The organism is Nocardioides sp. (assembly GCF_030150155.1).
Classification (GTDB): domain Bacteria; phylum Actinomycetota; class Actinomycetes; order Propionibacteriales; family Nocardioidaceae; genus Nocardioides.
On the sequence record NZ_JASLGR010000047.1, the window covers coordinates 1 to 13,685 of the forward strand.

At 70.9% G+C, this 13,685-nt stretch carries 14 protein-coding genes; 1 reads left to right on the forward strand and 13 read right to left on the reverse strand.

Translation table 11 applies throughout. From position 1 onward, the window contains the following. Positions 1–263 precede the first annotated feature (263 nt). The 13 genes from Q1V88_RS15115 to Q1V88_RS15175 form a co-directional block, all read right to left on the reverse strand. Entirely contained in the window at positions 264–935 is a 672-nt protein-coding gene (locus Q1V88_RS15115; RefSeq protein ID WP_300682122.1) for a response regulator transcription factor, read from the reverse strand. Between the two features lie 80 nt (positions 936–1,015). Continuing rightward, the gene (gene raiA, locus Q1V88_RS15120) at positions 1,016–1,636 is read right to left on the reverse strand and encodes a ribosome-associated translation inhibitor RaiA (RefSeq protein WP_300682123.1); all 621 of its coding nucleotides are present in this window, start codon (positions 1,634–1,636) and stop codon (positions 1,016–1,018) included. Between the two features lie 407 nt (positions 1,637–2,043). Next, a complete protein-coding gene (locus Q1V88_RS15125) occupies positions 2,044–2,793 on the reverse strand; it encodes a phosphoribosyltransferase family protein (RefSeq protein WP_300682124.1) in 750 nt (249 codons plus the stop codon). 81 nt (positions 2,794–2,874) lie between these two features. Continuing rightward, entirely contained in the window at positions 2,875–4,623 is a 1,749-nt protein-coding gene (locus tag Q1V88_RS15130; protein WP_300682125.1) for an LpqB family beta-propeller domain-containing protein, read from the reverse strand. Next, positions 4,620–6,227 (reverse strand): MtrAB system histidine kinase MtrB, encoded by a 1,608-nt coding sequence (gene mtrB / locus Q1V88_RS15135; protein ID WP_300682126.1) that lies wholly within the window; start codon positions 6,225–6,227, stop codon positions 4,620–4,622. The genes Q1V88_RS15130 and mtrB overlap by 4 nt, the downstream gene beginning before the upstream one ends. Before the next feature lie 20 nt (positions 6,228–6,247). Continuing rightward, complete coding sequence (gene mtrA / locus Q1V88_RS15140) at positions 6,248–6,943, reverse strand: MtrAB system response regulator MtrA (protein ID WP_300682127.1); 696 nt, start codon at positions 6,941–6,943, stop codon at positions 6,248–6,250. Between the two features lie 10 nt (positions 6,944–6,953). Further along, positions 6,954–8,405, reverse strand: a complete 1,452-nt coding sequence (ahcY, locus tag Q1V88_RS15145) for an adenosylhomocysteinase (protein ID WP_300682128.1) — start codon at positions 8,403–8,405, stop codon at positions 6,954–6,956. Between the two features lie 81 nt (positions 8,406–8,486). Next, positions 8,487–9,170, reverse strand: a complete 684-nt coding sequence (locus tag Q1V88_RS15150; RefSeq protein WP_300682129.1) for a cyclodeaminase/cyclohydrolase family protein — start codon at positions 9,168–9,170, stop codon at positions 8,487–8,489. 1 nt (position 9,171) lies between these two features. Continuing rightward, positions 9,172–10,098: a DUF808 domain-containing protein gene (locus Q1V88_RS15155; RefSeq protein WP_300682130.1), complete on the reverse strand. Its 927-nt coding sequence runs from the start codon at positions 10,096–10,098 to the stop codon at positions 9,172–9,174. A gap of 55 nt (positions 10,099–10,153) precedes the next feature. Next, positions 10,154–11,179 (reverse strand): SIS domain-containing protein, encoded by a 1,026-nt coding sequence (locus tag Q1V88_RS15160; RefSeq protein WP_300682131.1) that lies wholly within the window; start codon positions 11,177–11,179, stop codon positions 10,154–10,156. Positions 11,180–11,181: 2 nt separating this feature from the next. Further along, positions 11,182–11,388: a Trm112 family protein gene (locus tag Q1V88_RS15165; RefSeq protein ID WP_300682132.1), complete on the reverse strand. Its 207-nt coding sequence runs from the start codon at positions 11,386–11,388 to the stop codon at positions 11,182–11,184. Then, positions 11,385–12,758 (reverse strand): phosphomannomutase/phosphoglucomutase, encoded by a 1,374-nt coding sequence (locus Q1V88_RS15170; RefSeq protein WP_300682133.1) that lies wholly within the window; start codon positions 12,756–12,758, stop codon positions 11,385–11,387. Before Q1V88_RS15170 ends, Q1V88_RS15165 begins: the two co-directional genes overlap by 4 nt. Before the next feature lie 47 nt (positions 12,759–12,805). Beyond that, entirely contained in the window at positions 12,806–13,159 is a 354-nt protein-coding gene (locus Q1V88_RS15175; protein ID WP_300682134.1) for a DUF3499 domain-containing protein, read from the reverse strand. 51 nt (positions 13,160–13,210) lie between these two features. Here Q1V88_RS15175 and Q1V88_RS15180 point away from each other — a divergent pair, with 51 nt between their 5' ends. Further along, on the forward strand, positions 13,211–13,678 hold the full coding sequence (locus Q1V88_RS15180) for a metallopeptidase family protein (RefSeq protein ID WP_300682135.1): 468 nt from the start codon (positions 13,211–13,213) through the stop codon (positions 13,676–13,678). Positions 13,679–13,685: the final 7 nt, after the last annotated feature.

Sequence of the window (13,685 nt, forward strand, 5' to 3'; positions counted from 1 at the left end):
GTGCGACACAAGCGCATGCACGAACGACGCAAGCAGGCGGCGGACCGAGAGTCACAGAAGTCGCAAAGCGCTCCAACATCTCGGCCCGCCAACACCAAGCCTACGAGCGTCCAGGTGGCTTGACGTTCCTTAGGAACTCAGTTCCCGACCAGACAGGCCCCTGGCGTCCGGCGGGTGCGCTGGCAAGGCGGCGACGCGAAGGCGACCTTCAGAGCGCAGCGGTCGTCGAGCGTCGCCAACGCCGCCAGCGTGCCCGCCGGGCGTCAGGGAAGGTCGAGGAGCTTCTCGCGGACGGCGTACATCACGGCCTCCATCCGGGAATGCAGCTGCAGCTTCTCCAGGATGTTGCGGACGTGGTTCTTCACGGTGTTCTCGGAGATGAAGAGTTGCTTGGCGATCTCGCGGTTGTTGAGCCCCTTGGCCACCAGTCGGAGCACCTCGAGCTCGCGCTCGGTGAGCTTGAAGCCGCCGCCGGACTCACGCTCGGGGCGCGACATCTGCTTGAACTCGTCGATCAGCTTGACCGCCATCGAGGGGCTGATCAGGGACTGGCCGTCGGCGACCACGCGGACGGCCTGGGCGACCTCCTCGACCGAGGAATCCTTGAGCAGGTAGCCGCTGGCGCCGGACTTCACGGCGTCGTAGAGGTCGGCCTCCTCGTCGGAGACGGTGAGCATGATGATCTTGGCCGACGGCACCGCCGCCTTGATCGCCGAGCACGCCTCCAGGCCGGTGCGACGCGGCATCCGGATGTCGAGCAGGACCACGTCGGGGGCGGTCTGGGCGGCCAGCGCGGCACCCTGGTCCCCGTCGGAGGCCTCCCCCACGATCTCGATCCCGGTCTCGCTGCCGAGCACCATCATCAGGCCGCGCCGGAAGAGCTCCTGGTCATCAACGATGAGCACCCTGATCGGGGCTACGGACGCGACGGACATGTGCTCATCATGGCACGTTCGGGTGGTCCGGTTCGCCTTGTGGCGTCCCAGGACCACCCGAACGGGCTATCTGCTCCGCGTCACTCGGACAGGTCTAGTCCGATCACGCCGTAGTCGTAGCCGCGGCGTCGGTAGACCACCGACGGACGCTCGCTCTCCTTGTCCACGAAGAGGAAGAAGTCGTGCCCGACCAGCTCCATCTCGTAGAGCGCCTGGTCCAACGTCATCCGGGTCGCCGGGTGGACCTTCTCCCGCACCACCAGGGGCCCGTCACCCATCACGGTGATCGGACCGACCTGGCGCTCCTCGTCACCGCTCGTCTCCATCGCGGCGCCGTCGACCGGGGCACTGACCGAGGCCAGCGCCTGGCCGACCGAGACCGGGGCACGACGCCCACGGTGCACGCGACGACGGTCGGAGGCACGGCGCATCTGCGCCGTCATCTTGTCCAAGGCGAGATCGAGAGCTCCCATCTTGTCCGCGGCACACGCCTCGGCCCGCACCACGGGGCCCTTGGAGTAGGCGGTGAGCTCGACGCGGACGGCGCCCTTGTTCTGGCGCGGATTGGGTTCGCAGTCGACTTCGACATGCACCCGCATCAACCGGTGGTCGTGCTTCTCGAGCCGGAGCAGCTTGTCGGTGACATGCGTGCGGAACCGGTCGGTGACCTCGCAGTTGCGAGCCGTGACAACAATGTCCATGAGGACCTCCTAGGCCCGGCGATTCAACGCCGGATTGAGTGGAGCTGGTGTTGCTGGACCTTCCTGAGGGCATGGAGATCCGCCCGGCCGACCTGATCTTTGACCCCACACTCGCCTGCTGCGGTTTGGCGGCTTACCTGCCACGCCACCGTCTCCGGCCGGTACGCGATATCTGATCGCGTGGGCCGGGCAGGACTTACGACTAAGCCGCACCATGCTCCCCTCGCCACCAGGTGGCTCGGATTACGTGGGCCGTTTTGCCTGCGACTGGCATCGGCTTGTCGCACTGGGGCTCGGAAACCGGGCGCCTGTGCGACGCAATCACGGACCCGAACGGACTCCATGAAGAGACGTTAGACCGCCCCGGCGCTCGGGCCAACCCCTGGCCCGGATTCGGGACCAAGGACTTACTGAGAATCACCTCCCGGATGACGGCGCACGGTCGCCGCGACCACCGCGATCCCTGCCACCGGCAGGCCGACGGCGGCCAGGGCTCGCTGGGCCTCCCGGGCCGTGGAGCCGGTGGTGAGGACGTCGTCGCAGACCACCACCGAGGCCCGCGGGGTGATCCGGGCCAGGCGTCGCAGGGTCGTGGCACTGCAGCGCATCGAGCCGGTCAGGTTGGCGTGGCGGTCCTGGGCATCGAGCCCGGCCTGGTCCCGCACCCCCGGCCGCATCCGGAGCAACGGCACCGCGAGCACGGCGCCGGTCCCGGGCCCGGTCCCGTGCCCCCAGTCCCGGGTGGAGCCGGCCAGCGCCGCGGCACCGCGCGTGATCGTCCAGGTGCTGTCCAGGGCCCGCTCCCGGACGCTGGCAGGGCGTGAGGGCACCGGGACCAGGACGATCGGCCCGGGTGGCCCCAGGGCCTCCTGCAGGTCCCTCACCGAGGCCGCGAGCAGGGCCGACAGCGGCTCGGCCAGACTCCACAGCCGGTGCTCCTTAAGCCCGAGGACGAGGGCGCGGAGGGTGCCGTCGTACGGGCCGAGGGCGAACGGCGGCGCGAGACCCGGTGGCGTCGGGGTGGGCCAGGCCAGGTGCGCCCGGGTCGGCAGCGCGGCGCGGCATCCCGGGCACAGCAGTCGTCCCGGCCGCGAGCACCCGACGCAGCGGGTGCCCAGCGCGAGGTCGGTCAGGGCGTCGACGGCGGAGCTGGACACCTCCCCAGTCCATCGGCGCGAGCACTGCCGCACCACCGGCCTCACCGGGGCTGTGGACAACGTCGACGAGGACGGCGCCTGTCAGCCGACGTAGGTCAGGGCTGTGACTCCTGGGGCGATGGTCTCGTCGCGTCCCACCGTCGAGAGGCTGATCAGGTCGCGACCGTCGACGCCGTACGTCGGCTGCCCCGACGCCGGGGAGCCGATCAGTCCGGAGAGGACCTGCCCGACCAAGGTGCCGCCGGGCATCAGGGCGACACCGGCGCCGTCGACCGGCAGTGTGGTGACCCGGGCGGAGTCGTCGAGGCGGTGCAGCACCGTGACGCTGGTCGGGGACGCCCACACCATGTCGTCGATCTCGCCGAGGTCACTGCTGACCACCCGGGCCTCGCCGACAGCCCCGATCACGCCGTCGCTCGACGTCGAGATCCGGCTGACCACGACCCGGTCCACCATCCCGTTGCGGACCACGGCCAGCACCCGGGTGCCGTCGCGTGAGACCAGCAGCCGGCGTACGTCGGCACCGCTGATCCCCGGCAGCGTGACCTGCCGCGTCTGAGCGTCGGCGACCACGCTGATCCGGGCTCCGGTCCGGCGGCGGTCGACCAGCCAGAGCCGTCCCTCGCCGTCCCAGACCGGCTTGAGCAGGTCACGGCCGCCGCGCAGCACGGTCGTCACCGGCTCGTCCTGCTTCGTGGTCGCGGTCAGCAGCACCTCCTGGCCCGAGCCGGTCACCGCGGCGATCCGGGTGCCGCTCAGGTCGACGCCGATGCTGCGCAGGTCGTGCCGGCTCTGACCGAGCGGGCCGCGGGTCGAGGAGAGCTGCGGCAGCGTGCCCGCGACGACCTTGCGGTCCTTGACCCCGAACAGCAACGGGCTGGACTGGTAGCCCGCCGGGTCGAACTGCGGCCCGGCACTGGAGACGTCGAACTCGGTGCGGCCGTTGCTCAGCGAGACCGGCTGGCCGCCGATCGAGAGCTGCATCCGGGAGATATCGGAGTCCTGACGCAGGGTCCAGGCGAGCTGGGCGATCAGCTTGTTGGTGGCGTCGGCCGAGCGGACCTGGTCGTCGCCGTTGCCGCTGAGCTCGATGCTGGCCACCCCGTTGGCGTCGATCGGCACCGAGAGCCCCTGGGAGACGTCGGCGGGCACGACGGAGTGGATCAGGCCCTCCAGCTCCTTGCCCGGCCCGAGCAGCAGGTCGCGGACCAGGACGGTGGCGAGCTCGTTGCCGCGTGGCACGAAGACCGGCTCGGGGACGAGCTGGGTCTCCGAGGCATTGAAGTAGTACAGCGACATCTGGCTGTAGCGGCCCTCGAACCACCAGTCCGGCACGATCAGGGCGTTGGGCACCTCAGCGATGCGCCACTGGCCGTCCTCCTTGGTCATGGTGAAGGTGAGCCGGCGTTCGGTGGTCGCCACCGCGCCCTGCCACACGCCGCGGCCGTCGATCCGCCAGGTCGGGCCGAGCTGGACGCTGACGTCGTCACCGGAGGCGACGGCCGAGGCCTTCCCGGAGTACACCAGCACCTGGTCGTCGGGCTTCCAGCCCTTCTGCGCGTCGGCGGTGAGGAACTGGCCGGCGGTGCTGGTCTGCAACGGGGTCGCCAGCAGGGCCTCCAGGAAGCCGTCGACGATCTCGTTGGGGCCCATCCCCTTGCGCGGCGGTCGCGGGTCGATGGCGATGCCGGTCGCCCCGGAGGAGGTGGTGCCGGAGCCCACGGAGACGACCTGTCCCCCGGTCGGCACACCGAGGCAGGCGCTGGTGAGGACGGCGACCGCCGCCAGGGCGAGGGCGGCGCGGACCGCACGCCAGGACCGAGCGTTCATCGCCTCCCCCTCGTCGAGGTGCCCGCACCCGCCGGGATCAGCGGCAACGGGCTGTGCCGGAGCACCGAGCCGGTGCGCCGGGGAAGAGTCAACCGGAAGACCGCGCCGTGCCCGGGCTGACCCCAGGCCTGGAGCCAGCCGCCGTGCAGGGTGGCGTCCTCCAACGCGATCGCCAGACCGAGACCGGTGCCACCGCTGGTGCGCGCCCGGGCCGGGTCGGCACGCCAGAACCGGTTGAACACCATCGCCGACTCCCCCGGGGCCAGGCCGACACCGAAGTCACGCACCGAGACCGCCGTACCGGCGTCGTCGGAGGCGACCTGCACGAGTACGTCGCCACCGGGATGCTCCCCGGGCGGGGCGGCATGGTCGATCGCGTTGGTGACCAGGTTGCGCAGGATCCGCTCCACCCGACGGGCGTCGGCCTCGGCCAGGCAGGGCGTCGGCGGGGCGATCACCCGGATCTCCAGGCCGCGCTTGGCGGCCAGCGGGCGGGCTGCCTCGACGACCTGACGGCTCAGCTCGACCAGGTCGACGTCCTCGGTCTCCAGGGCTGCGGCACCGGCGTCGAACCTGCTGATCTCGAGCAGGTCGGTGAGCAGCCGCTCGAACCGGTCCAGCTCGGTCTGGAGCAGCTCCGCCGCCCGGGCCGAGGCCGGGTCGAACGTGTCGCGGGAGTCGTGCAGCAGGTCGGTCGCCATCCGCACCGTGGTGAGCGGCGTACGGAGCTCATGGGAGACGTCGCTGGTGAACCGGCGCTGGAGCCGGCTGAGATCCTCCAGCTGACGGATCTGGCGCTGCAGGGCGTCGGCCATCTGGTTGAACGACAGCGCCAGTCGCGCCAGGTCGTCCTCGCCGTGCACGACCAGCCGCTCCTGGAGCTGGCCGTCGGTGATCCGCTCGGCGACCTGACGGGCCATCCGGATCGGGGTGACGACGTGCCGGGCGACCAGCCAGGCCGAGGCGGCCATGAAGAGCAGCAGCAGCGCACCGGCGGCGAGCAGGGCGCGGTTGACCAGCGCGAGGGTGTCGGCCTCGTCGCTCATCGGGTAGAGGAAGTACAGGACGTAGCTCTTGCCGTCGGCCGGCAGCGTCACCAGCGAGCCGACCACGACCCCGGGGATGCGGGTGGTGCCCTCGCCGGTCGAGGACCTGATCGTGGTGTAGGTCCAGGCGGTCGAGGTGTCGCCGGCGAGGAAGTGGTCCTCCAAGGAGCGGGGCACGCTGGCGGTCTCCAGGCCGGGTGAGAACTCGGCACCGCCGTCGGCGATCCTGCCGCCGCCCTCGGCGAGGGGTCCGGCCATCACGACCTGGTAGCCGCGGGTCGCACCGCGCTGGATCATCGGCTCGATCAGGTCACGCTGCTGGCCTGCGGAGTCGCGGTCGATCGTGGAGGCGGCCGAGAGCCGGTCCTTGGCGTCGTCGATCTCGGTGGCGGTCTCGGCCACCACGGCGCTGACTCGGTGGTGCAGCAGGCCCTCGCGGACCCGGGAGACCAGGAACCAGCCCATGATCGAGCACGCGAGCAGGGAGAGCAGCACGGTGCTGATCACGACGCGCGCCTGGAGCGAGCGCCGCCAGAAGCTGCCCCAACCCGGGTACATGGCGACCGTGAGCCGTGCCGCTAGGACTGGCCGGCTTTGTAGCCCACGCCGCGCACGGTGAGGACGATCTCGGGGTTCTCCGGGTCGTGCTCGACCTTGGAGCGCAGTCGCTGGACGTGCACGTTGACCAGCCGGGTGTCGGCGGCGTGGCGGTAGCCCCAGACCTGGTCGAGCTGGACCTCGCGGCTGAACTCCTGCCACGGATTGCGCGCCAGGCAGAGCAGCAGGTCGAACTCGAGGGGGGTGAGCGCGATCGGCTCGCCGCCACGACTGACGACGTGGCCGGCGACGTCGATGCTGAGGTCGCCGATCTGGAGCGCCTCGGCGCTGACCGGGTCGAAGCGCCGCATCCGGGCGCGGATCCGGGCGATCAGCTCCTTGGGCTTGAACGGCTTGACGACGTAGTCGTCGGCGCCCGACTCCAGCCCGACCACGACGTCGACGGTGTCACCCTTGGCCGTCAGCATGACGATCGGTACGCCGGACTCGGCACGGATCTGCTTGCAGACCTCGATCCCGTCCAGGCCCGGGAGCATCAGGTCGAGCAGCACCAGGTCGGGGCGATAGGAGCGGAAGACCTCCAGCGCCTCATCGCCCCGACCGGTGACATGGGAGTCGAACCCCTCCTGACGCAGCACGATCGCCAGCATCTCGGCGAGGGAGGCATCGTCGTCGACGACGAGGATGCGCCCGCGCGCCTCAGGAGTGTTCGTCATCCCTGCTCGCTTAGTACCGGTAGTGGTCCGGCTTGTAGGGGCCTTCCACCGGCACACCGATGTACTCGGCCTGCTCGGCCGAGAGCTCGGTGAGCTCGACGCCGAGGGCGTCGAGGTGGAGGCGGGCGACCTCTTCGTCGAGCTTCTTCGGCAGCACGAAGACGCCGATCTCGTACTCGTCGGTCTTGGTGAAGAGCTCGATCTGGGCCAGCACCTGGTTGGTGAAGGAGTTCGACATCACGAAGGACGGGTGACCGGTCGCGTTGCCGAGGTTGTAGAGACGACCCTCGGACAGGATGATGACCGACTTGCCGTCGGGGAACGTCCAGGTGTCGACCTGCGGCTTGATGTTGTCCTTGACGATGCCCGGGACCGCGGCCAGACCGGCCATGTCGATCTCGTTGTCGAAGTGACCGATGTTGCCGACCAGGGCGTTGTGCTTCATCTTCTCGAAGTGCTCGACCCGGATGATGTTGAAGTTGCCCGTGGTCGTGATGAAGATGTCGGCCTCGCCGACGACGGACTCGAGGCGCTTGACGGCGTACCCGTCCATCGCAGCCTGGAGAGCGTTGATCGGGTCGATCTCGGTGACGATGACGCGAGCGCCCTGGCCACGCAGTGCCTCGGCGGTGCCCTTGCCGACGTCGCCGTAGCCGCAGACCACGGCGACCTTGCCGCCGATGAGCAGGTCGGTGCCGCGGTTGATGCCGTCGATGGCGGAGTGGCGGGTGCCGTACTTGTTGTCGAACTTCGACTTGGTGACGGCGTCGTTGACGTTGATCGCCGGGAACAGCAGGGCGCCGTCGTTGAACCGCTCGTAGAGGCGGTGCACGCCGGTGGTGGTCTCCTCGGAGACGCCCTTGATGCCGTTGGCGATGGTGGTCCAGCGGGTCGGGTCGGCCTCGACGGAGCGAGCCAGGACCCGGAGGACCTCCTTGAACTCGGCGTTGTCGGTGCTGTCGACGGACGGCACGGAGCCGGCCTTCTCGAACTCGACGCCCTTGTGCACGAGCAGCGTGATGTCGCCGCCGTCGTCGAGCAGCAGGTTCGGGCCGACCGGGTTGCCCTCGGCGTCGGTGAAGTCGAAGACCTTCTCGGCGAGGTCCCAGTACTCGGCCAGGGTCTCGCCCTTCCAGGCGAAGACCGGCGTACCGGCGGGAGCCTCGACGGTGCCGCCCGAGGAGGCGGGGCCGACGACGACCGCAGCGGCGGCGTGGTCCTGGGTGGAGAAGATGTTGCACGAGGCCCAGCGGACGTCGGCGCCGAGCGCGGTCAGCGTCTCGATCAGGACGGCGGTCTGGACGGTCATGTGCAGCGAGCCGGCGATGCGGGCACCGGCCAGCGGCTTGGTCTCGGAGTAGCGGGCGCGCAGCGCCATCAGGCCCGGCATCTCGTGCTCGGCGAGCGTGAGCTCCTTGCGGCCGAACGCGGCCAGGCTCAGGTCAGCAACCTTGTAGTCCATGAATGCATCCTTCATGTCCGAAGTTGTGGACTGCGGTGCATCTGCACTCGTTCGGGATCTCCCGCGCAGCACCTGATCAGGCTACCCACGAACGCGGTCCACCACCGCATCGAGACGAGCGACGATCTCGCGGTGCGCCGCGAGGATCTCGGCCATCGGGCCGGCGCTCTCACCGGCCAGCCTGAGGTTCGCGGCGAGGTTGATCCCGGCGATCCGGGCAGCGGCCCCGAGACCGGCGGCGGCTGCGGCGATGTCGGCGCGGAGCACCGGGTTGCCCCGCTCCTCGAGCTCGGCCAGCAGCGGCAGCGCCGCCACCCCGAGGCCGAGGATCTCGGCGCTGGTCCGGGCGCCTTCGCGGGCGGTGTCGGGCAGGTGGGCGAGCTTGGCCCGCCAGGCCAGCGCCAGGTCGGCCGAGGCCCGGGCGTCCTCGTCGATCAGGGTGACCGCACGCTCGCGCAGCAGACGGGTCTGCTCGACCAGGGCCAGCGTGCGATCGTCGTACGTCGCCACCATCTCGGCCAGGGCCAGGCCGGTCGCCGCCATCAGGGCCGCCCCGGCCCCGCCACCGGGGTTCGCGCCGTGGCCGGCGAGCCGGTCGAGCCAGCCGCCGATGGGCTCCTGGGCGGCCGGTTCCTCGGGCTCGGTCTGCTCGACCACCTCGGGGACGACCCCGGCCTCGAAGAACGCCTCGAACGCCTCGGCGCCCGGCGCCGGCTGTCCCGGTGCTGCCTGTCCCGAGGTCGGCCGCCCCGGCTCGAGGGTCATCTCAGTGTCCCTTGCGCGGGATCAGGTGCAGCACGCCGACCACGATCGCACCGATCACGCAGCCGATCGCGGCGGAGACCAGGGTGTTGAAGACCCAGCCGAGGATCGCGCCGATCCCGCTGACGTGGTGGCTGATCGAGTGCTGGACGTCGTGCACCCAGCCGTAGGGCTGGTGCAGGCCGAGCTCGTGGCTGCTGGACAGGATCAGGTGGCCGCCGACCCAGATCATCGCCGCGGTGCCGATCACCGACAGCGAGGTGAGCAGCACCGGCATGAAGGTGACCAGGCGGCGACCGAAGCGGGCCAGCAGCGGACGCTCGCCGCGGGCGAAGTGCAGCCCGACGTCGTCCATCTTCACGATCGCGGCGACCACGCCGTAGACCCCGATGGTGATCAGGACCGCGACCACCACCAGGATCATCAGCCGGGTCCAGATCGACTCGTCGGCGACCTCGTTGAGGGCGATCACCATGATCTCGGTGGACAGGATCAGGTCGGTGCGGATCGCCCCGGCGACCATCCTCTTCTCGGCCGCAGCGTCGACCAGGGCAACCTCGGTCTCCTCGTGCCCGCCACGCAGCGCCTCGACGACCTTCTCCACGCCCTCGAAGCAGAGGTAGAGGCCACCGCAGATCAGGATCACCGGGATCACCCCGGAGGCGAACTGGCTGAGCAGCAGTGCGATCGGGAGGATGATCAGCAGCTTGTTGCGGATCGAGCCGAGCGCGATCCGGCCGACGATGGGCAGCTCACGGTCGGGCTTGAGGCCGGCGACGTACTGCGGCGCGACGGCGGTGTCGTCGATCACCACGCCGACGGTCTTCGCCGTGGCCCGGCCTGCTGCCGCCCCGACGTCGTCGAGGGAGGCGGCCGCCAGCTTGGCGATCGCAGCGACGTCGTCCAGGAGTCCGAAAAGGCCCGCGCTCATGGTGCGAAGGGTAACGATTCCTCGGTCGCCGCCCGCTCACCGGGCGGCCGGTTCCTCACTCGGCGGCGAACCCGAGGTGGAGGTACTCGGCGGCGTAGCGCCCCGAGAGCAGCAGGTGGGCGTAGCGGGCCAGCGCTCCCCCGCTCTCGGCCGAGATCACCTCGACCCGGATCGTGCGGGCGTCGGCGGAGCCCACCAGCGCCCGTCGTTCGGCCAGCAGTGCCGGCGAGGAGGCGTGCTCGACGCCCTCGTCGAGCAGGAGCAGGGCCGGTCGGGCGGCCAGGCCGTCCTCGATCGGGTCGTCGAAGATCGACGCCACCCGGGTCGCCTCCAGGATCGGCAGCAGTCCGTCGGCGTCACCGCTCAGGGCCGGCCGTCCCGCGGCACGGCGCAGCAGCACCGCGACCTGCCGGGCGGCGTCGGCGGCCAGCACCGACCCGCCCCAGACCAGCGGCACCGACTCGCTCAGCGCGATCGAGCAGAGCTTGGCCGGGTTGAGGCTGAACTCGCGGAACGGCGTGCACTCCAGGGCGACCCGGTCGAGCACGTCGGCGATCTCCTGCACGCCCGGGGGCGCGGTCAGGCGCAGCGCGGCGAGGAAGTCGAGCGCCGCCACCCCGACCGCGAACGCGTCGGCGGTGGCGACCGGCAGCAGCACCGAGTCGGCACCGCTGACGTGGTCGGCCAGGATCGAGGACTCCGGCGCCGAGGCGACCACGCGGCACCCGCGCCGGCTGGCCTCGGCCAGGGTCAGGGCGAGCTCGGGGTCGCCGCCGTCGGGGGCGACCGCCAGCACCAGGTCGAGGGCGCCGACCCAGCCGGGCAGTCCGACGCCTCGCCAGACCACCATCGGCACCGGCGCGGAGATCGCCCCGGCCAGCTCGACCAGGCGGGCGCCCGAGCCGATCAGGATCACCGCCCGGGGTCGCTCCCGGAGCCGTTCGGGCAGGTGCGCGAGCACCTCGGCGACGGCGGTCGCCTCCCGGCGGACCCGGGCACCGGACTCGGCGAGGCCGCGCAACCGAAGATCGGCCGTGCCGAGCACAGCCGCATCATCGAGCCGGGCCTCGTCGAAGTACATCGTCAGGCGGGCTTACGGGCCTCGTCGACGAGGAGGACCGGGATGGAGTCCTTGACCGGGTAGGCGTAGCCGCAGCTGCCCTGGCAGACCAGCTCGCCGTTGGCGCCTTCGAAGCTGGTCTCGGTGCGCGGGGTGAGCTCGCCGTGGCACTGCGGGCAGACGATGATCTCGAGCAGGGCGGCGTCGAGGCCGAGGGAGGGGCTGGTCACTGGACATCCTTCGTGATGATCGCGAGCGCTTCGTCGCGAATGGCTTGCATGGTGGCGGTGTCGATGCCCTCGGCGTTGAGCCGCAGCAGCGGCTCGGTGTTGGAGGCACGGACGTTGAACGCCCAGTCGGGGTGGCTCACGCTCAGCCCGTCGAGCTCGTCGATGGTGACGCCGTCGCGGCCGGCGTACGTCGCCTTGAGCTCGGCGATCACGGCCTGGGCGTCGGGAACGGTGGAGTTGATCTCCCCCGACAGCGGATAGCGCTCGTACGGCGCCAGCAGGGCGCTCAGCGGGGCGTCGGTCTCGGCCAGGGCGGCCAGCGCGTGCAGGGCGGCCAGCATCCCCGAGTCGGCCCGCCAGAAGTCACGGAAGTAGAAGTGACCCGAGTGCTCGCCACCGAAGACGGCGTCGGTCTGGGCCATCACCGCCTTGATGAAGGAGTGGCCCACGCGGGTGCGCACCGGGGTGCCGCCGAGCTCGGTGACGATCTCGGGCACGGCGCGGGAGGTGATCAGGTTGTGCACGATGCTGGCGCCGGGGTCCTTGGCCAGCTCGCGGGCGGCGATCAGAGCGGTCAGGGTCGAGGGCGAGACCAGCTCGCCGCGCTCGTCGACCAGGAAGCAGCGGTCGGCGTCGCCGTCGAAGGCCAGTCCGATGTCGGCGCCGGTCTCGCGGACCTTGGCCTGCAGCGCGACCAGGTTCTCGGGCTCGATCGGGTTGGCCTCGTGGTTCGGGAAGGTGCCGTCGAGCTCGAAGAAGAGCTCGGTGACCTCGATCTGGGGCAGCTGGGCGAAGACGGCGGGGGCGGTGTGCCCGGCCATGCCGTTGCCGGCGTCGACGACGACCTTGAGCGGGCGACCGGTCACCGGTGCCAGGGCGAGCAGGTGGTCGACGTACGCGCCGAGGACGTCGGTGGTGCTGATCGTGCCCGGGGTGGCGGCCGGCTCGGCGAACTGGGCCGAGAGCACCAGGTTGCGGATCTCGGCCAGGCCGGACTCCATCCCGACCGGGGCGGCGAAGGCGCGGCACTGCTTGATGCCGTTGTACTGCGCCGGGTTGTGGCTGGCGGTGAACATCACGCCGGGGATGCCGAGGTGGCCCGAGGCGAAGTAGAGCTGGTCGGTGGAGGCCAGGCCGATCAGGACCACGTCGGCACCCTGGGCGGCGGCACCCTCGGCGTAGGCCTGGGCCAAGGCCGGCGAGGAGGGGCGCATGTCGTGCCCGATCACGATCCGGTCGGCGTCGAGCACCTGCACGAACGCGCGCCCGGTCGCGGCCGCCAGGGCCTCGTCGATCTGGTCCGGGACGGTGCCGCGGACGTCGTACGCCTTGAAGACGGCGTTGATGTTGTCGGGGTCCAGACTGGCCATGGTGCCTCAGCCTAGCGGCCGCACCACGGCGCGGTCAGCGACTCGGCTCACTCGCTGCTGAGCACGCGCAGGTGACCGTGTCGCTTCGTCTCCCGTACGCCGACCTCCGGCTCGGGCGCAGCGGCGGGCGTGGAGCGCCCCGCCTCGCGGACGGCGTCGGCCAGGGCGAGCAGGTCGTCGTTGCTCGGGGCGGGCTCGGTCGGGATGTTCGCGAGCCGCAGGACCTCCCAGCCGCGCGGGGCCGAGAGTCGCTCGGAGTGCTCCGAGCAGAGGTCGTAGGCATGGGGTTCTGCATGGATCGCCAGGGGTCCCAGCACCGCGGTCTGGTCGGCATAGACGTACGTGAGGGTCATGACGGCGGGACGGGTGCAGGCCGTGCGCGAACAACGACGAGCAATCACAACCGGTGACGTTACCCGCTTCGCCTCGATTCGCTGACTAGGCTCGCTGATGTGCCGATCACGTACACCCCTGGCCCGCCCGGGCCCGACCGCCGCTCGGACCGTCCCTCACGTCGGGATCGGCGCGGTCGGGGCATGCGCGGCCCCGGGGTGGTGCCCGTCGTCCCGGGCACTCCGAAGCTGCGCACCGCGCGGGACCGGTTCGACTCCCTCGCCCTGGCGGTGATCAGCGAGATCGACGGGCGTTGGTCGAGTCGGCTGGGGCTGGTCGAGTACGCGGTCGAGGACACCCCGCAGGTGCCCGACGACTGGCGCACCGACCAGGTGCCGCTGTCGTCCCTGATCCGTGGCACCGGTGCCACGCCGAGCCGGATCGTGCTGTTCCGGCGGCCGATCGAGCATCGCTGCGAGACCCGCTCGGATCTGGAGGCGATGGTGCTGACGGTAGTGATCGAGCAGGTCGCCGAACTGCTCAACGTCGAGCCGCAGGTGATCGACTCCCGCTACCAGCAGGACTGAGGCCCCG

Bases quoted from the DNA above. Each gene is read 5' to 3' on its own strand.
- raiA (WP_300682123.1), bottom strand. From the start codon at position 1,636: ATGGACATTGTTGTCACGGCTCGCAACTGCGAGGTCACCGACCGGTTC.
- Q1V88_RS15150 (WP_300682129.1), bottom strand. From the start codon at position 9,170: ATGACCCTCGAGCCGGGGCGGCCGACCTCGGGACAGGCAGCACCGGGA.
- ahcY (WP_300682128.1), bottom strand. From the start codon at position 8,405: ATGGACTACAAGGTTGCTGACCTGAGCCTGGCCGCGTTCGGCCGCAAG.
- mtrA (WP_300682127.1), bottom strand. From the start codon at position 6,943: ATGACGAACACTCCTGAGGCGCGCGGGCGCATCCTCGTCGTCGACGAC.
- Q1V88_RS15170 (WP_300682133.1), bottom strand. From the start codon at position 12,758: ATGGCCAGTCTGGACCCCGACAACATCAACGCCGTCTTCAAGGCGTAC.
- Q1V88_RS15160 (WP_300682131.1), bottom strand. From the start codon at position 11,179: ATGTACTTCGACGAGGCCCGGCTCGATGATGCGGCTGTGCTCGGCACG.
- Q1V88_RS15130 (WP_300682125.1), bottom strand. From the start codon at position 4,623: ATGAACGCTCGGTCCTGGCGTGCGGTCCGCGCCGCCCTCGCCCTGGCG.
- Q1V88_RS15155 (WP_300682130.1), bottom strand. From the start codon at position 10,098: ATGAGCGCGGGCCTTTTCGGACTCCTGGACGACGTCGCTGCGATCGCC.
- mtrB (WP_300682126.1), bottom strand. From the start codon at position 6,227: ATGTACCCGGGTTGGGGCAGCTTCTGGCGGCGCTCGCTCCAGGCGCGC.
- Q1V88_RS15115 (WP_300682122.1), bottom strand. From the start codon at position 935: ATGTCCGTCGCGTCCGTAGCCCCGATCAGGGTGCTCATCGTTGATGAC.